This is a genomic window from Actinophytocola xinjiangensis (assembly GCF_001921215.1).
Lineage (GTDB): Bacteria > Actinomycetota > Actinomycetes > Mycobacteriales > Pseudonocardiaceae > Actinophytocola > Actinophytocola xinjiangensis.
Genome location: NZ_MSIF01000019.1, coordinates 82,577 through 100,141, shown reverse-complemented (window position 1 = coordinate 100,141; position 17,565 = coordinate 82,577). Strand labels below are relative to the sequence as shown.

Here is a 17,565-nt window from a genome sequence, read left to right as displayed (position 1 = left end):
ACACTTTCGTTCAATAGGAGCGAAAGTTGGTTTGGTGTGAACAAAAGACCCTGGCACTTTTGTCGTTATGACGGAAAGATGATCTGACGTTGGCTGCTCCGTGCTCTTCGAGGAGGAAGAATGCACTTACGGTCGCGTCACCGGCGCAGACGAGGGCTCGTCGCCCTGCTCTGTGTCTCCCTCGCCGGATCCATCTCCGCGCTCACCGCCCCTTCCGCCTCGGCCCAGGACCTGCCACCCCAGGAACCCGGTGTCACGCTGCGGACCTACGACGTGCAGATCCCGTTGGACAACGTCTGCACGCTCAAACCGGGCCAGACCCCCAACGTCGACAAGCTGATGCCGTCGATCGACTGGACCACCGGCGAACAGTTCGGGTTCGAGAGCAACTTCGTCACCCACGCCCTGGCCAACATCAACATCCCGTCCGACGGCACCTACACCTTCAGGCTCACCAGCGACGACGGGTCCATGCTCTACATCGACGACCAGCTCGTCATCGACCACGACGGCCGGCATGCCGAGTTGTCCAAGGACGGGTCGGTGTCGCTGACCGCCGGCTACCACTCGCTGCGCACCGAGTACTTCGAGGTCGGCGGCGAGCAGGTACTGCGCCTGGAGTGGCGTCCGCCGGGCGCCGGCGCCTTCGAGGTCGTGCCGAACACCGTGCTGAGCACCGACGCGGGCGTGGTGCGGGTGACCGCGCCGGGCCGCAAGGAGTGCGAGGGCTTCACCGACACCCCCGGTGACGGCCTCCCGCTGACCGAGGTCAACCCCAACTACACGCTGACCAACCTGCGCCCGGAGGGTTTCCAGCCGCAGGTCTCGGCCATGGACTGGACCGAGGACGGCCGGCTGGCCATCGCGACCTGGGGCGGCAGCCTCAACACGCTCGGCGAGGTCTACCTGCTGGACAACGTCACCGGCGCCACCGACCCCAGCCAGGTCACCTACACCAAGGTGGCCGAGGGCCTGCGCGAACCGATGGGCCTCAAGGTGGTCGACGGGACGATCTACGTCTCGCAGAAGCACGAGTTGACCGAGCTCAAGGACCTCGACGGGGACGACGTCGCCGACGAGTACAACACGGTCGCCACCTGGCCGTTCAGCGGCAACTTCCACGAGTTCGCGTTCGGCCTGCTCTACCGCGACGGGAACTTCTACCTCAACCTGTCGGTGGCCATCAACTACGGCGGCGCGACCACCGACCCGCAGCCGGCCGTGGACCGGGGCACCAGCATCATGGTCAACCGGGCCACCGGGAAGGTCAGCTACGTCGCCGGCGGGCTGCGCACCCCGCACGGCATCGGCTGGGGTCCGCGCAACGAGGTCTTCGTGACCGACAACCAGGGCGGCTGGCTGCCCGCCTCGAAGCTGGTGCACGTCAAGCAGGACCGGTTCTTCAACCACTACACCAACCCCGACGGCCGCTGGGACGCCAACCAGCCCACCAAGCCGGTGCTCTGGATGCCGCAGAACGAGATCGCGAACTCGCCGAGCGCACCGATCACCCTGAAGTCGGGGCCCTTCGCCGGGCAGCTGCTGATCGGTGACGTGACCTACGGCGGGTTGCAGCGCGCGGCCCTGGAGAAGGTCAAGGGCGAGTACCAGGGCGCGCTGTTCCGGCACACCCAGGGCCTGGAGGTCGGCCTGACCGAGGTGAGCGTCGGCCCGGACGGGTCGCTCTACGTCGGCGGTCTCGGCGCGGACGGCAACTGGGGTCAGGAGGGCAAGCTCAAGTACGGCCTGCAGAAGCTGACCCCCAACGGCGCCAACACGTTCGACATGAAGTCGATGAACGTGACCCGCGACGGCTTCCGCGTCACCTACACCCAGCCGCTGTCGGACGAGACGGTCGCGGCGATCGCCGAGGACCCGGCGAAGGCCTACCAGCTCGACCAGTGGCGCTACGTGCCGACCGAGGCCTACGGCGGCCCGAAGGTGGACGAACAGACCCTGCGGGTCGCCTCGGCGCAGGTCTCCCCCGACCGCCGGACGGTGACCCTGGCGGTCGACGGGCTCAAGGCCGACCGGGTGGTGTACCTGCGTTCGCCGCGTCCGTTCTCGGCGGCCAGCGGTGAGCAGCTGTGGAGCACCGAGGCGTGGTACACGCTCAACACGCTGCCCGGCCCGCCGCCCAAGCAGGTCTTCTACGAGGCCGAGGAGGGCTACCGCGAGGGTGGCGCCGGGCTGGACAACGAGCACGCCGGCTTCTCCGGCGTCGGGTTCGTCGACCAGTTCGGCAACCAGGGCGCGTCCACCACGATGCACGTGGAGGTCGACGACCCGGCGACCTACGACGTGGCGCTGCGCTACTCCAACGGCCCCAACCCGTTCCAGGGCGACAAGACCGTGAGCGTGTACGTCAACGGCCAGAAGGTCCGCCAGACCGTGCTGCCGACGACGGTGACCTGGAAGCAGTGGGCGACCAAGACCGAGAAACTGCGGCTGCGCAAGGGAGTCAACACGATCCGGTACCGGGTCGACGAGGGCGACACCGGGCACGTCAACCTCGATCTGATCAGCGTCCGCGAGCCGGGCGAGCGGATCACCCTGTTCAACGGCGGCGACCTGTCGGAGTGGCAGCACACCGACGGCCGCCGGGCCAGCTGGCCGCTGGTCGAGGGCGGTGCGATGGAGGTCTGCTGCGGCGACCTGCGGACCAGGCAGGCGTTCGGGGACTTCCGGGCGCACGTGGAGTTCCGGGTGCCGCTGCTTCCGCCGGACGTCGTCGGTCAGGCCAGGGGCAACAGCGGGGTGTACCTGCAGGAGCGCTACGAGGTGCAGATCCTCGACTCCTACGGTGACACGACGCTGGCCGACAACGAGGCCGGCGCGATCTACACGAAGAAGGCGCCGGACGTGAACATGGCGACGGCGCCGGAGACCTGGCAGACCTACGACATCTGGTTCCGGGCCGCGCGCTACGACGCGGCGGGCACCAAGGTCGCCGACGCCAGGGTGACCGTGCGGTGGAACGGGACGGTCGTGCACGACGACGTCGCGATCGACGGGGTCACCGGGGGCAGCATCCCCGAGTCGCCGTCGACCGGGTCGATTCGCCTGCAGGATCACGGAAACACCGTGCAGTTCCGGAATGTCTGGATCGAGCCGCTGAGTTGAGCCGGCCGTGGGGCCCGGCGCCGCCGGGCCCCACGTGATCCGCCGCACAACCACGGTCCGGTTGAGACGTTGACTGATCGTCGCTCGACCGGCCGTCGGTAACCTCGGCAAAGCACTCGCTTTAATTCCCGAGGTTCCCCGGAGGCCGCCGACCATGCCCAACGCCCCAACCACGTCGAGGGCGAACACCGTCGTGGCGGTCCTGGCCTTCGCGGGCATCGTCGTGTCGCTGATGCAGACGCTGGTGATCCCGCTGGCCCCGGAGTTCCCCCGGCTATTGGACACCTCGCCGGCCAGTGCCGCGTGGGTGATCACCTCGACGCTGCTCGCGAGCGCCGTGGCCACGCCGGTGGTCGGGCGTCTGGGCGACATGTACGGCAAGCGTCGCATGCTGCTGACCAGCCTCATGGTGCTGGTGAGCGGTTCGGTGGTGTGCGCGCTGGCCGACTCGCTGCTGCCGATGATCGTCGGTCGGGCGCTGCAGGGACTGGCCGGCGGCGTGATCGCCCTGGGCATCAGCATCATGCGCGACGAACTGCCGGCCGAGCGACTCGGCTCGGCCACGGCGATGATGAGCGCCTCGCTCGGTGTCGGCGGTGCGCTGGGCCTGCCGGCGGCGACGTTCCTGGCCGAACGCGCGGACTGGCACCTGCTGTTCTGGGCCGCCGGCGGAGTGGGTGTGCTGGTCACGCTGCTGGTGCTGGCCCTGGTGCCGGAGTCCCCGGTGCGCAGCGGCGGGCGGTTCGACGTGGTGGGGGCGGCCGGGTTGTCCACGGCGCTGCTGTGTCTGCTGCTGGCGGTCTCGCAGGGCGCGACCTGGGGGTGGACCAGCCCGCTGACCACCGGCCTGTTCGCCGCGGCCGTGGTGGTGCTGCTGGTGTGGGGGTGGTGGGAGCTGCGCACGCCGCGGCCGTTGGTGGACCTGCGGACGACCGCGCGCCGCCAGGTACTGCTGACCAACCTCGCCTCGGTGGTGTTCGGGTTCGCGATGTTCGCGATGGCGCTGGTGGTCCCGCAGATCCTGTTGCTGCCGGCGGAGACCGGCTACGGCCTTGGCCAGACGATGCTGGTCGTGGGTCTGGTGATGGCGCCCAACGGGTTGATCATGATGTTCATGGCGCCGCTGTCGGCGTGGATCTCGCGGACCAGGGGCCCGAGGACGACGCTGATCATCGGCGCGGCCGTGGTCTCGACCGGCTACGCGCTGGGCATCGGGCTGATGTCCACGGTGTGGCAACTGGTGCTGGTGTCGTGCGTGATCGGCGCGGGTGTCGGCCTGTCCTACGGCGCCATGCCGTCGTTGATCATGGCGGCGGTCCCGGTGTCGGAGACCGCCGCCGCCAACAGCCTCAACACGCTGATGCGCGCCATCGGCACGGCGACCTCCAGCGCGGTCGCCGGGGTGATCCTGGCCCAGCTGACGACGTCGTTCGGTGCGGTCGCGGTGCCCTCCCAGGGCGGTTTCCGGCTGATCATGGCCATCGGCGCGGTCGCCGCCCTCGGCGCGATCGTGGTGGCGGCGTTCATCCCCGGCCGCGCCGGGCCGGCCCGGTCAGACCGTCAGACAGAACGGGTGCCCAGCGGGATCGGCGAAGACACGAAAGGTCTCGCCACCGCCGGGTAGCCGGGTCGCCCCCAGCTCCAGCGCGCTGGCCTGCCCGGCGTCCAGATCCGTGACCAGGACGTCGAGGTGCGCCTGCTGGGGCGCGGCGGGATCGGGCCAGCGCGGCGGGTTGTAGTCGCTGATCTGCTGGAACAGCACGTTGACGTCCTCGCCGCTGATCATCGCGCCTTCCGGTCCGTCGTAGGTGAGCTCCATGCCGAGCAGGGCGGCGTAGAAGCGGGCGAGGCCGGCGGCGTCGGGGGCGTCGATGGTGACCGCGAACAGCACGACCCGCTCGCCGAGCCCGTCACACTCGCACAGGTCGAACGGGTGACCGGCGGGGTCGGCGAGGGTGATCCAGGTGGGGCCGTCGGCCAGGTGGGTCGCGCCGAGGGCCTCGGCGCGACGCGCGGCGGCCTGGTGCCCGGTGACCTGCAGGTCCAGGTGGAACTGTTGGGGCCACCGCTGCCCGGGCCACTGCGGCGGCCGGTGGTCGGGCGCGCGTTGGAAGGCGACCTCCTGGCCGTCGTCGGCGCGCAGGGTGATCCAGTCCTCGACGTGGCGCACGGTGCGCCAGCCGGCGAGTTCGGCGTAGAAGGTCGCGAGTCGTTCGATGTCGGCGGCGTCGAGCGCGACGCCTGCGAGGTGCCCGGTGGCGGTCATGGGGGTCATCGTGCCCCCGGGCACCGACAACAGCAGGTCAGAACTCCACCGGCAGGGTCCGCAGGCGCTGACCGATCGGTGGGGTGGCGACCAGGACCGGGTCCTCGTCGGCGGCCGGGCGGATGTCCGGGAAGCGGTCGAGCAGCAGCCGGAAGCACTCGTCGGACTCGACCCTGGCCAGGGCGGCACCGAGACAGTAGTAGCCGCCCATCCCGAAGCCGAGGTGCCGGTTGTTGGTACGGGTGATGTCGAACCGCAGCGGGTCGGGGAACACCGCCGCGTCGTGGTTGGCGCTGTAGACCGACAGGAACACGTGCTCGCCGGCCGGGAGCTCGTGGCCCGCGACGGTCACCGGGTGGATCGTGTCGCGGATGACCGAGCCCACCGGGCCGGCGTGGCGCAGCATCTCCTCGATGGCGTGCCGGGTCAGCTCCGGCCGGGAGCGCAGCAGGTCGAGCTGGTCGGGGTGGTCCATCAGCATCCGCAGCCCGGCGGAGATCAGGTTGGCGGTGGTCTCGTGCCCGGCGAACAGCAGCAGCACACAGTTGGCGACGATCTCGTCCTCGTCGACCACCCCGTCACGTTCGGCGGCGACGAACATGCTGATCAGGTCGTCGGTGGGGTGTTCGCGGCGGTCGGCGACGATCTCGCGCAGGTAGTCCTGCATCTCCAGGACGTTGCGCTGGCAGACGAGCAGCTCCTCGACGGTGCCGTTCTGGAACACCACGCCGATGTGCTGGGACCACTCGCGCAGCCGGTGCCGGTCGTGGGCTGGCATGCCGAACATGTCGGCGATGATGTTGGCGGGCAACGGATAGGCCAGGTCGGCGATGACCTCCATCCGGCCCCGGCCGGCCACCGCGTCGAGCAGTTCACCGGTCAGTTCCCGCGCGCGGGGGCGCAGCCCGTTGACCGTGCCCGGGGTGAAGTAGCGCTTGAGCAGTTGTTGGAAGCGGTGGTGGTCCTCGGGGTTGGTGTGGCCCATCCACCGGTCGACCGACGCGCGCAGGGGCCGCAGGGCCTGCTGCTGGTCGGGTGACAGGCGGTGGAAGACGTGGGTGGCGTCGGCGGCGTGCAGCCCGTCGTCGCGCATGGCGGCCAGGACGTGGTCGTAGCCGGTCACCAGGTAGGCGTCGAACGCCGGCACCCAGCTCAGCGGCGTCCGCGCGCCGAGTTCCAGGAGCTGGGCCAACGGGTCCGGCGCGGTCAGCAGGTCGACGGAAGGCACGGTGGCGGTCGGGTTCCCCATGAGGCCAGTGTGCCGAACTTCACGATCGCGGGGGGATCATCGCCACCGGCGCCGGCAGGGGGTCGAACGAGACGCGGGTCGCTCCAAAAAGGTCCCGAGTCGCTGCATGTACGGCGGGCCGGGAGCGTCCATAGTGTTGGTCGCATGGTCCCCAACGGGCGTGATCGCCGATCGTTCACCGAACTTGATTCGCTGACCAGACGCCGTTTCCTGACCGCCGCGGGCGGCGGCGCGGCCGGGCTGGCCTTCACCCTCGGGCTCCCCGCGACGACCGCCGGCGCCACCCCGGAACGCGGTCGCCGGGAGTACCCGTTCACCCTCGGCGTGGCGTCGGGTGATCCTCTGCCCGACGGTGTCGTCCTGTGGACGAGGATCGCGCCTCGGCCACTCGAACCGCACGGTGGGCTCAATCCGAACGAGACCGTCGCCGTCACCTGGGAGGTGGCGTCGGACGAGCGGTTCGCCAGGGTGGTACGCCGGGGCAGCGCGCTGGCCAGGTCGGCCTACTCGTTCTCCGTGCACGTCGATGTTCGCGGTCTGCGGCCCGGCCGGCACTACTGGTACCGGTTCATGGCGCACGGCCACGCGAGCGAGGTGGCCCGCACGCGGACCGCGCCCGCCGACTCGGCGGTGGAGCCGATGCGGTTCGCGTTCGCCTCGTGCATGAACTACCGCGCCGGGTACTTCCAGGTCATGCGGGACATGGCCGACCAGGATCCGGACGCGGTGTTCTTCCTCGGCGACTACATCTACGAGTACCCGGTCGTCCAGTTGCCCACCGGTCGCCAACTGCCCGACCTGCCGCCGGAGGTGGTGCCGGAGACGGTCACCCTCGAGCAGTACCGGTTGCGCCACGCGCTCTACAAGTCCCAGCCCGAGGTGATCGCGGCGCACCGCTTCACCCCGTGGGTGATGATGTGGGACGACCACGAGGTGTCCAACGACTACCGTCGCGACACCGAGGCGGAGTTGCTGCGGCAGGCGGCGGGCTACCGCGCGTACTGGGAGCACATGCCGCTGCGGCAGCCGCAGCGACCGGTCGGGCCGAGCGCCCGGCTGCACCGGCGGTTGCGGCACGGGGCGATGGCGCAGTTCGACATGCTCGACGCACGCCAGTTCCGCACGCCGGAGCTGGCGTCGGGGACCATCCCCGACTCGCCGCAACGCCGTGACCCGGCGCGCACGATCCTCGGCGAGGAGCAGGAGAGCTGGTTCGCCAGGGGCCTGGGTGCCGAGCCCGCCCGGTGGAACATCGCACCCCAGGGCGTGCTGATGGCGGTGGTGAATACGGCCAACACGACCCAGGGGCCCCCTCCCCCGACGTACTCGTCCGGGAACTGGGACGGCTACCAGGCGTCCCAGCAACGGCTGCTGGACGCGGTCTCGGCGGCGCGGGACGCCGAGCGGCTGCGCAACTTCGTCGTACTCACCGGCGACGTGCACTGCGGCTACGTGTCCAACCTGTTGTCCGACACCACCGATCTCGGTTCGCCGAGCGTCGGTACCGAGTTCACCAGCCTGTCGGTGTCCAGTGCCCAGGACTTCGACCCGGTGGCCAACGAGCGGCGGCAGGTCCGCACCGTGGTGAACCCGCACATGCGGTGGGCCGACCTGCACTGCGGGTACGTGATGGTCGACCTGGACACCGAGCGGATGGCGGTGGAGTTCCGCGCGGTGGACAAGGTGAGCCGGCCCGAGGACCCGGTGTACCCACTGCGCCGGTTCACGGTCGCGGACGGGGTTCCCGAGGTCCAGCCCGGCTGATCACCGCTCCCGCTGCCGCCACTGTCCTGGGGCCACGCCGACGACGGCCTTGAACTGGCGGCTGAAGAAGAACACGTCCGGGTAGCCGTAGTAGCTGGCCACCGCGCCGATCGACTCGTCGGTGGTGTCCAGCCGGCGTGCCGCCGCGTGCACCCGGCTGGACACCAGCCAGCTCCGGGGCGACTGCCCGAACGTGGCGCGGAAGCGGCGGGCGAAGGTGTCCTGCGGCAGGCCGGCGACCGCGGCGAGTTCGCCGATCGCCGGCCTGCCCGCCGGGTCCGCGCGCGCGTGCGCCACCACGTCCGCCGTCTGGGTGTCGCTGAGTCCGGTGGCTCCGGTGGGGGCGGCGAGCATCCGTGACAGGGTGGCAACGAGCAGGGAACGCGCGCACAGGGTGGCCAGCTCGCCGCCGGCGTCGAGTTCCCGGACGGCGGCGTCGAGCAGTGGCCGCAGCGCCCAGGAGTTGGGCACCCGCAGGAACGGGGACACCGTCTCGGGTGCTCCGGCCGCGCGCGGCCGGAGCCGGTAGGCGATGCTCGGCGCGTTCACCACTTCGAGGGTGACCGCCACGTACGGCGGTACCCACAGTGCGTCGCCGGCGGCGAGCAGCACCGAGCGCCCCGACACGACCGCCCGACAGCAGCCGGCGACCAGCAGGCACACGAGGTGTTCCGGTTCACCCGCGCGATGCTGCGGTTCGACCGGCCCGTAGCCGTGGTCATCGAACAGGCCGCCGTCGTCGGACCTGGCCAGGGCGTCCAGCCAGTCCCGGGTGGACCGCCGGTTCCCGATCACCGCGCGGTGTCGCTCCACCTCCCGGCCCGGGCCGGCGTCACACCAGGCCCTCGACGGCCTTCTTCGCGTCGCGCATCGCGTCGGCCGGTGACGACTTGCCGATCAGGGCTGCCTGCACGTGCTCGGACACCGCGTTCTCCATCTGGGCGTACTGCGGAAAGCGCCAGAACGGGTTGGGGGTCGCGGTCGCGGTGACGCGCTCGTTGAACTGGGTGGTGAACTGGTCGCCGGCGACCTCGGGCGCGGCCAGACCGGTGTCGGTCGTCGGCGGCAGCGACACGTCCTTGAAGTAGCCGGCCGCCGCGGTGGGGTCGGAGGTGGCCCACTTGGCGAACTTCGCGGCCGACGCCGCGCCCTCGCCCTCGACCACCACCAGGATGTGTCCCCACTGCTGGGCCTGCGGGGTGTCGCCGGCGGCGACGACCGGTCGGGGGTGCGGCGCGATCTTGTTGATCAGCTCCTTGTCCGGCGACTGCTTGGCGACCACGTCCTTGCCGACCAGCGCGTCGTCGTACATCGCGGTCCGGCCCTGGGAGAACAGGGTGCGCGCGTCGGTGCGTTCCACGTCCGCCGCGATCAGCTTGCGGTCGTACAGGCTCTTGTACCAGGTGAGGGCGTCCACGCTCGCGTCGTCGCCGATGGTGATCTTGTCGCCGTCGATCAGTGAGCAGCCGAAGGTCTGCATCCAGATCAGCATGTCCTTGAGCTGCGCGACCTTGGTGGACGCGGCGTAGGGCAGGACGCCGGTCGCGGCGATCTCGACGAGCAGCGCCTCGAAGTCGGACACGGTCTCGGGCAGCGCGTCCGCGCCGACCTTGGCCAGGATGTCCTGGTTCACGATCATCCCGATCGCCGCGGTGGTCCACGGCAGGCCGTACTGTTTGCCGTCCAGTTGGCCGGTGCTCAGCGCGGTGTCGGTGTAGTCCACGCCCTGCGCCAGCGGGCCGAGGTCACGTAACTTCCCGAGCGCGGACACCGCGGACAGCCACGCGATGTCCAGCTGGGCGACGCCGGTGAACTGGCCGCCCCTGATCTGCAGCAGAAGTTGGTTGAGGTAGTCGGGGAAGGCGATCGGCAGGCCGGTGATCGTGCCGCCGTTCGCCTTCTGGTACGCGTCGACCAGATGCTGGGGGCCGATCTTGGAGGCGTCGTCGGCCAGGCTCCAGGACGCGAAGGTGAAATCCTTGGCCTCGGGATCGCCCGACGGGGTCGAGCCGCCCCCGCCGCTGGGCGCGCACGCGGACAGCGCGACCGCGCCGGTGCCGAGCCCGAGCATCCTCAACAGGGCACGTCGGTCGTAGCTACGTTGCATGGTGACCTCCAGGAAGAACTGTGGGCCTCAGCCCTTGACGGCACCGGCCGCGATACCTCCGACGAGGAAGCGCTGCAGCGCGATGAAGGCGACCACGACCGGGATCGACGTGATCAGCGACGCGGCCATCAGCGGGGCCCATTCGGCCGCCGCCTCGCCGACGAACGTGTTGACCAGGCCCGGCGGCAGGGTCTGCCGCTCGGGACCGGCGAGGGTGAGCGCGAAGATGAAGTCGTTCCAGCCGCGCACGAACGCGAACAGGCCGGCGGCGACGAGTCCCGGCGCGGAGATGGGCAGCACGATCGAGTGCACGATCCGCCAGCGGGAGGCGTGGTCGATCTGGGCCGCCTCGATGATCCCGTCGTCGATCGTGTCGAAGAATCCCTTGAGCATCCACACGCACAGCGGCAGCGTGAACGTGGTGAACGAGAGCACCAGGGCGGCGTAGCTGTTGAGCAGGCCGTACAGGTCGAACAGGCCGTAGAGCGTGACCAGCAGCAGCGACTGCGGGAACAGCTGGGAGGCCAGCACGAACGACATCAGGGACTTGCGGCCGCGGAAGCGATGCTTGGCGAACGCGTAGGCCATGTACGCGGCGACGATGACGCTCAGCACGGCGGTGATCAGTGAGACCACGACGCTGTTGACCAGGTAGGTCAGCAGTTGCGGGTTGTCGACCAGGCGGCGGAAGTTCTCCAGCGTGAGGTCGGTGGGGATCAGCTTGGGCGGGTACTGGAAGGTGCTCTGGGTCGGGGTGAACGAGGTGGCCAGCAGCCAGTACACCGGAAGCAGCGCGAACGAGCCGAACACCACGACGGCGATCCAGGCGGCGAGCCGGCCGCCCGCGCCCTGGCGACGAGCGCGGCGGCGCGCGGGTGGCGTCCTGGGCCGCGCCGGTGTGGTCGGGTCCTGGGTGGGCGAGGTGACGGTCATCGCGCACGCTCCGGGTCGGCGAATCGGACGTACACGGTGACCAGCAGCATCAGCAGCACCATCCAGAGCAGTCCGATGGCACCGGCCTTCCCGAGGTCCAGCCCGTGGAAGGCGGTCTCGTACACCGCGACGGCGAAGGTGCGGGTGGTGCCGGCGGGGCCGCCGCCGGTCATCACCCAGATGATGTCGAAGTGCTGGAAGTTCCAGATGAACTCGAGCAGCAGGACGACGCTGATGATTCCGCGCAGGTGCGGCACGGTGACCGAGAAGAACCTGCGGATCGTGCCGGCGCCGTCCACCTTGGCGGCCTCGTGGAGTTCGGGGGGCACGGTCTGCAGGCCGGCGAGCAGCATGACCATGACCCACGGGAAACTCGTCCACGTCTTGGCGATGATCAGCGCGACCATGGCTGAGGTCTCCTGGGACAGCCAGGCCTGGGGGGAGTCGATCAGGCCGAGGCTCTGCAGGACACCGTTGAGCACGCCGTAGTTGGAGTTGAAGATCCACAGCCAGAGGAACGACACCACCACGCCGGGCACCAGCCACGGCACCAGCAGCACGCCCCGCAGCACCCGTTGGCCGCGGATGCCGGTGTTCAGCGCCAACGCCAGGCCAAGACCGACCGCGAAGGGCAGCACCGTCGCGCCGACGGTGAACCACAGGGTCTGGTTGAGCAGTTGCAGGAAGTCGCCTTCCAGGACCGAGGCGATGTTGGCGGTGCCGGCGAAGGTGCGCCCGGGTAACACCAGGCTCTGTTCGAAGAAGGCCGTCACCAGCGCGGCGATCAGCGGGTACAGCACGATGGCCAGCAGCAGCGCGAGCCCGGGAAGTACCAGCATCACCACGAAGGCGCCGTCACCGAGGCGGCGGCCGGTGTGCCGCTGACGGGTGGTGGTCATCGGCTCGTCGCCCGCGACGGGGCGTGTTGGGGGCCGACGTAACCGAGGTCGAGGCTGATCGCGTCGGCGGTCTCGACGACGATGTCGGCCAGCGCCTGTTGCCGGTTGGCCAGGTCGAGCGCGGACAGCGGCCCCGAGACCGACAGCGCGGCGGCGACCTCGCCGTGCTGGTCGAGGATCGGCGCGGCGATGCACGCCCGGCCAAGGGCCAGTTCCTCGATCTCCATCGTGTAGCCCCGCGCGCGCAGGGTGGCCATCTCCTCGTCGAGCGCGTCGTGGTCGGCAACGGTGCGCTCGGTGAACCGCGGCAGCTCGTCACCGAGTAGTTCCCGGCGCTGTTCGGGGGTGGTGTGGGCGAGCAGGCACTTGCCGAGCCCGGTGGAGTGCAGTGGGTTGTGCTGTCCGGCGAGCATGAACGGTCTCGGCGCGTCCCGGCCCTCGAAGTTGCACAGGTAGAACAGGGTGTCGCCGCGGCGTTCGGCGACGTTGGCGCCCAGGCGCAGGTCGGCGGCGAGGTTCTGGGCGCGTTGGCGGGCGGCGCGGTGCACGGGGTGGTTGTTGAGCACCGCGGCGCCGAGGGTCACCAGCGCGGGCCCGAGGCGGTACATGCCCAGTCCGTCGCGTTCGACGAGGTCGACCGACTCCAGCGTGGCCAGCATCCGGGAGGCGGTGGACTGGCTGAGGTCGGCGCGCTTGGCCACGTCCGCGGTGCGCAGGGGGCCGCCGGGAAGGAACGTCGACAGCACGCCGGCCGCCTTCTCGACGCTCTGGTTGGTGCCGGACTCGGCCATTCACGCACTCCACATCGTGTGACTCGGCTTGCAGTGACCGGATGGTTCACCCGCAGAGTGGGGATTGTCAAGCAATGAATGAATGCTAAGTTCCACCCTGTGACTGACTTAGCGCCATCGCGGATCAGCCAGGACACGCGGGACCTTGTCGCCCGACCGCTGTGGAGCGGCTACGAGTTGCGGGCGCGGCTCACCGTCGCGGCCCCGCCGAGCGGATCCCTCGACTGTTGGGTCGACGTGCTGTTCGACGCCGAGGACCACGACACCTGTTACGCCCTACGACTGCGCGAACTCAACGGCGTGCGCTACCTGTCGCTGTCGCGGCGGGCCGACGGGCAGGCACGAACCCTGCTGGACATGGTGTTCGGGTACAGCTTCGACGTGCCGGTGGACCTGCGGCTGGTGGTGGACGGCGCGCGGATCGGCGTCCTGGTCGACGGCACCGCGGTCGGCGCCGTCAACGACGTGCACCGGCTGCGCCACGACGCGATCGGGTTCACCGCCCACAACACCAGCGCCACCGTCGAGGCGGTCGAGGTGGTGCGGCTGCACGACGACCCGCTGCCCTCGGTCACCCCGGCGCACCCGGGCGACCAGGGACGCCCGCTGGGCCACGCGCCGGGCCCGCACATCGCCAACGAGCGCTACCGCGTGGACTTCGGCACCGCGCGCCGGCCCGACGGCGAGACCATCACCGCGGCGCTGTCCATCCGCGACGGTGAGCGGTGGGTCGCGGTGAACGACGAGCTGGACGGGCTCGGCGAGTGGTTCGTGCTCACCGGCGACCACGGTGACCGCGCGGACCCGCACGGATCGCTGTCGGGGCAACGGCTGCGGTTCACCGAGCTGGAGCGGATCGACGACCGGACGGCCCTGCTGCGCGCCCACCCCGCCGGGTACGAACAGGTCACCCTCACCTGGTCGCTGGCCGCGACGCACCCGCGGGCGACGGTCGCGATCACTCCGCTGGCCGACGGTCACCACGTCGTGGCCTACCACGCCTTCGCCGGGATCGCCAACAACACCGCGATCGCCGAGGTGCTGTGCGGCTCCCTGCGCCATGCCCGGATCGTCGGCGGTCCCGAGGCGGTGGGCGCGAGTGAGCTGACCGCGCCACTGTGCCTGGTCGAGTCGGCGGGAGTGACCACCGGGTTGTTCGTGCCGGCCGAGGAACTGACGCTCGCCGACGAGGTCCACAAGGACCCCGACGACCAGCCCTTCGGCATGACGCTGCGCGGGCCCGGCGGGGTGCGCCCGACGGTGTTCCTGCCGCACTACGGGCGACGCGCGGCGCTGGCCGCGGGCCAGACCGCGCGGTTCGAGGTCGGCTGCGTGGCCGTGGCCGCCCCGCTGTACGACACCTACCGCGAGCTGCTGGTCGGCGAGTACGACTACCGCGCCTACCGGCACAACGTCTTCGGCGCCTCGCTCACCGACACCGTGCACAACCTGGTGGATCTGCTGGGCAGCGAGTCCGGGGCCGACGACTCGGTCGAGTACCGGGGTTCGCCGTCGGGGTGGTGGAGCCGGGCGAAGGGGTTCATCGACATCGAGAACGACCAGGCGGTGCGGACCACCACCACCTCGGTGCTGCTCTCCGCGGCCTACCTCACCGCGGACCTGGACCTCTACCACCGGCGGGCCCGGCCGACGATGGAGTTCCACCTGTCCCGCAACGCGTACGGCTGGACACCCAAGCAGGGCTACGACGTGTACGCCGACACGAGCAAACACCAGCTCGGCGCCACCCCGTTCGGGGTGACCGCCCTCGGCGCGTTGCACACCATGACCCGCGGCCGCAGTCCGGCGATCGGCGCGCTGGCGATGCGCGACATCGGCGCGGACCACGACTACTGGCTGCGCCGCGCCCCGATGTGCGTGCCGCTGGCCGCCTACCGGCTGACCGGTGACGTGGCCCATCTGGACCGGGCGCGGGAACTGGCCGACGACTACGTGGCCGCCGTCGTCGACACACCGGCGACCGAGCCGCTCGACGCCCACGACTTCGCCATCTACTACTGCGCGGACTGGGTGGGCCTGTTCGAGTTGGCCGAGCAGACCGGTGAGCGGCGGTACCTGGACGCCGCGCTCACCGAGGCACGCCGGTTCGTGACCCAGCTGTTCGTGCGGCCGGTGCACGAGGGCCGGGTCACCGTCCCGGACCAGGAGGTCTTCCACGACCGGCAGATCGAGCTGAGCCGGTGGTGGGACCCGGCGGCGCTGTTCGACTATCCGCGCACCGACATCGACCCCGAGGAGGTCGACGCCTGGCTGCTGTCGATCACCGGCCTTGGCTTCGAGGCGTTGCAGACCTACCGGTACAGCGGGCCGAACCTGAACCCGGCCTGGGCCGCCCACCTGCTGCGGCTGGCTCATCGCGCCGGTGACGACCTGCTGCGCGACATCGCCCACAACGCGGTGGTCGGCCGGTTCACCAACTACCCCGGCTACTACTTCCGCCAGCACACCGTGCACCACATGAAGCCGGACTTCCCGTTCACCGGGCCCTTCGACAACACGACCATCTACCACCACCACGCCCCGGCCCAGCTCGGCATGGCGATCGACTACCTGTTCGCCGAGCACGAGACCCGCTCCGACGGCGCGGTCAGCTTCCCCGCGGCGTTCGAGGAGAACTTCGTCTGGTTCCGGTTCCGTGTGTACGGGCACCGGCCCGGCCGTTTCCACGGTGAGCACGGCGTGTGGCCGTGGCTGCCGCGTGACGTGGTCTTCCTGGACAACCCGCTGGTGGACTGGATCGCCGGGATCAGCGGTGACCGGCTCTGTCTGAGCCTGGCCAACTCCTCGGCGGACCCGCAGCGGGTCGCGGTGCGCGTCGATCTTCCCGTCGACGGCGCGGTGGGCGTGGAGCTGATCACCGGCGAGGTCCGCCGCGCGGTACCGGTCACGGCGCCGGAGGTGACCGTGGAGGTTCCCGGGCACGGTGTTGTCGGCCTGGTGGTCACCGGCCTGCGGCTGCCGAGGGTGCCGACCCACCTCGACGCCCCACCGGTCGAGGACACCGGGGAGAGCTACCACTTCGACGGCGGGGACCGGGGTCTGCTGCTGTCGCGGCCCGACGGCGCCGGCGCCGACGCCTACGTGCAGTCGACCCGTGCCGTGCCGGCGCTGCTGCGGTACTCGGTCGACGGGGGCGCCTGGTGCGAGGAGCTCAAGGACGTCAGCCCCGCCGAGTGGACCGTCCCGGTGGCCGGACAGTCGTTGCGCTACCAGATCGTCGAGGCCGACGGGACGGCCACCGACGTCGTCGAACTGCGGGTGCCCGCATGATCATCGAACGCGTCGAGACGTTCCCGGTGAAGGTCCGCGCCCGCGAGGCGTACCTGGGCGGAACACCGGAGTCCGGCTACCACGTCCGGCCGCCGTGGCGCAGTCTCTACTCCGACCGGTACGAGACCCTGCTGGTGCGGCTGGTCACCGCCGACGGCACCGAGGGGTGGGGTGAGGCGCTGGCACCGGTGGGCCCGGAGGTGCCGGCCGCCGTGGTGGACCGGCTACTCGCGCCGGTCCTGCTGGGCGCGGACGCCACCCGCCCGCGCCCGCTCGTGCGTGCCCTGCAGGAGCTGATGCGCGAGCGCGGGCATCTGACCGGCCACCAGGCCGACGCGATCGCCGCGGTGGACATCGCTGTGTGGGACCTCGCCGCGCGGTGCGCGGGGGTCGCGGTCACGACGTTGCTGGGCGGCGCGTTCCGCGACAGCGTCCCGGTCTACGTGTCCGGGCTGCCCAAACCGAACGACGCCGAGCGCGCCGAACTCGCCGCGCGCTGGGCCGACCGGGGCGCCACCGCGGTGAAGCTGCACCTGGGGCACGGCATCGCCGCCGACCTGGCCACCGTGGACGCCGTGCGCGCGGCGGCTCCCGGGCTGCGGGTCGCCGTCGACGCGCACTGGGCCTACACCGTCACCGACGCGTTGCGCCTGGCCGAGGAGTTGGCGCGGCGGGACGTGTGGTTCCTTGAGGCCCCGCTGGCTCCCGAGGACATCCGGGGCCACGCCGAGCTGGTGGCCCGCTCGGCGGTGCCGATCGCGGTCGGTGAGACGCTGCGCAACCGGTTCGAGTTCGCGCAGTGGCTCGACGCGGGAGCGTTGCGGATCGCGCAGCCGGACGTGGCCCGCACGGGGATCACCGAGCTGCTCGCCATCAGCGAGCTGTGCGCGGCCCGTCACGTGCCCGTGGCACCGCACCACTCGGTCGGGTTCGGGGTGGCGCTGGCCGCCGGCGTGGTGGCGAGTGCTGCGGTGGAAGGGCTGCTCACGTTCGAGTTCCAGCCGACGTCGGTGGAGGTGGGCGCCCGGGTGCTCACCGAGCCGTTGCCCGTCGATCCCGCGGCGGTTTCGGTGCCGACCGGGATCGGGCTGGGCATCACCGTCGCCGGCGAGTCCGTCCACCACCTCGTGAAGGAGTCCTGA

12 protein-coding genes are annotated in these 17,565 nt (G+C 70.6%); 5 read left to right on the top strand and 7 right to left on the bottom strand.

All coding sequences use genetic code 11. The annotated features are described in order from the left end of the window. The first annotated feature begins 120 nt into the window (after positions 1 to 120). Both BLA60_RS30140 and BLA60_RS30135 read left to right on the top strand, forming a co-directional pair. Positions 121 to 3,123, top strand: a complete 3,003-nt coding sequence (locus tag BLA60_RS30140; protein ID WP_075136413.1) for a 3-keto-alpha-glucoside-1,2-lyase-like domain-containing protein — start codon at positions 121 to 123, stop codon at positions 3,121 to 3,123. 154 nt (positions 3,124 to 3,277) lie between these two features. Next, on the top strand, positions 3,278 to 4,747 hold the full coding sequence (locus BLA60_RS30135) for an MFS transporter (protein ID WP_075136412.1): 1,470 nt from the start codon (positions 3,278 to 3,280) through the stop codon (positions 4,745 to 4,747). Here BLA60_RS30135 and BLA60_RS45795 read toward each other — a convergent pair. Both BLA60_RS45795 and BLA60_RS30125 read right to left on the bottom strand, forming a co-directional pair. Beyond that, positions 4,676 to 5,389, bottom strand: coding sequence for a VOC family protein (locus tag BLA60_RS45795; protein WP_075136411.1), 714 nt, complete (start codon positions 5,387 to 5,389; stop codon positions 4,676 to 4,678). The two genes, BLA60_RS30135 and BLA60_RS45795, sit on opposite strands and share 72 nt — an antisense overlap. A 37-nt stretch (positions 5,390 to 5,426) precedes the next feature. Next, positions 5,427 to 6,638 (bottom strand): cytochrome P450, encoded by a 1,212-nt coding sequence (locus BLA60_RS30125; RefSeq protein ID WP_075136410.1) that lies wholly within the window; start codon positions 6,636 to 6,638, stop codon positions 5,427 to 5,429. A gap of 144 nt (positions 6,639 to 6,782) precedes the next feature. On the opposite strand from BLA60_RS30125, the gene BLA60_RS30120 reads away from it, so the two are divergent. Further along, positions 6,783 to 8,402, top strand: a complete 1,620-nt coding sequence (locus tag BLA60_RS30120) for an alkaline phosphatase D family protein (protein WP_075136409.1) — start codon at positions 6,783 to 6,785, stop codon at positions 8,400 to 8,402. Here BLA60_RS30120 and BLA60_RS30115 read toward each other — a convergent pair whose 3' ends face one another. Genes BLA60_RS30115 through BLA60_RS30095 form a run of 5 tightly spaced genes read right to left on the bottom strand, consistent with a single transcriptional unit; the run spans position 8,403 to position 13,132 of the window. Then, positions 8,403 to 9,197, bottom strand: a complete 795-nt coding sequence (locus BLA60_RS30115; RefSeq protein ID WP_154814720.1) for a helix-turn-helix domain-containing protein — start codon at positions 9,195 to 9,197, stop codon at positions 8,403 to 8,405. Between the two features lie 37 nt (positions 9,198 to 9,234). Next, a complete protein-coding gene (locus tag BLA60_RS30110; RefSeq protein ID WP_075136407.1) occupies positions 9,235 to 10,509 on the bottom strand; it encodes an extracellular solute-binding protein in 1,275 nt (424 codons plus the stop codon). 27 nt (positions 10,510 to 10,536) lie between these two features. Next, a complete protein-coding gene (locus BLA60_RS30105; RefSeq protein ID WP_075136406.1) occupies positions 10,537 to 11,442 on the bottom strand; it encodes a carbohydrate ABC transporter permease in 906 nt (301 codons plus the stop codon). Next, complete coding sequence (locus BLA60_RS30100) at positions 11,439 to 12,341, bottom strand: carbohydrate ABC transporter permease (protein WP_075136405.1); 903 nt, start codon at positions 12,339 to 12,341, stop codon at positions 11,439 to 11,441. Before BLA60_RS30100 ends, BLA60_RS30105 begins: the two co-directional genes overlap by 4 nt. Further along, complete coding sequence (locus BLA60_RS30095; protein WP_075136404.1) at positions 12,338 to 13,132, bottom strand: IclR family transcriptional regulator; 795 nt, start codon at positions 13,130 to 13,132, stop codon at positions 12,338 to 12,340. The genes BLA60_RS30100 and BLA60_RS30095 overlap by 4 nt, the downstream gene beginning before the upstream one ends. A gap of 99 nt (positions 13,133 to 13,231) precedes the next feature. Here BLA60_RS30095 and BLA60_RS30090 point away from each other — a divergent pair, with 99 nt between their 5' ends. Together BLA60_RS30090 and BLA60_RS30085 are read left to right on the top strand one after the other, a co-directional pair. Next, complete coding sequence (locus tag BLA60_RS30090) at positions 13,232 to 16,423, top strand: hypothetical protein (protein ID WP_154814719.1); 3,192 nt, start codon at positions 13,232 to 13,234, stop codon at positions 16,421 to 16,423. Beyond that, positions 16,420 to 17,565 carry a mandelate racemase/muconate lactonizing enzyme family protein gene (locus BLA60_RS30085; RefSeq protein ID WP_075136402.1) on the top strand — a complete coding sequence of 382 codons (1,146 nt, stop codon included), beginning with the start codon at positions 16,420 to 16,422 and terminating at the stop codon, positions 17,563 to 17,565. Before BLA60_RS30090 ends, BLA60_RS30085 begins: the two co-directional genes overlap by 4 nt.

What these genes read in the sequence shown, in the direction of transcription:
- BLA60_RS30140 (WP_075136413.1), top strand. Translation starts at nt 121, where the DNA reads ATGCACTTACGGTCGCGTCACCGGCGCAGACGAGGGCTCGTCGCCCTG.
- BLA60_RS30110 (WP_075136407.1), bottom strand. Translation starts at nt 10,509, where the DNA reads ATGCAACGTAGCTACGACCGACGTGCCCTGTTGAGGATGCTCGGGCTC.
- BLA60_RS30120 (WP_075136409.1), top strand. Translation starts at nt 6,783, where the DNA reads ATGGTCCCCAACGGGCGTGATCGCCGATCGTTCACCGAACTTGATTCG.
- BLA60_RS30095 (WP_075136404.1), bottom strand. Translation starts at nt 13,132, where the DNA reads ATGGCCGAGTCCGGCACCAACCAGAGCGTCGAGAAGGCGGCCGGCGTG.
- BLA60_RS30085 (WP_075136402.1), top strand. Translation starts at nt 16,420, where the DNA reads ATGATCATCGAACGCGTCGAGACGTTCCCGGTGAAGGTCCGCGCCCGC.
- BLA60_RS45795 (WP_075136411.1), bottom strand. Translation starts at nt 5,389, where the DNA reads ATGACCGCCACCGGGCACCTCGCAGGCGTCGCGCTCGACGCCGCCGAC.
- BLA60_RS30100 (WP_075136405.1), bottom strand. Translation starts at nt 12,341, where the DNA reads ATGACCACCACCCGTCAGCGGCACACCGGCCGCCGCCTCGGTGACGGC.
- BLA60_RS30105 (WP_075136406.1), bottom strand. Translation starts at nt 11,442, where the DNA reads ATGACCGTCACCTCGCCCACCCAGGACCCGACCACACCGGCGCGGCCC.
- BLA60_RS30125 (WP_075136410.1), bottom strand. Translation starts at nt 6,638, where the DNA reads ATGGGGAACCCGACCGCCACCGTGCCTTCCGTCGACCTGCTGACCGCG.
- BLA60_RS30135 (WP_075136412.1), top strand. Translation starts at nt 3,278, where the DNA reads ATGCCCAACGCCCCAACCACGTCGAGGGCGAACACCGTCGTGGCGGTC.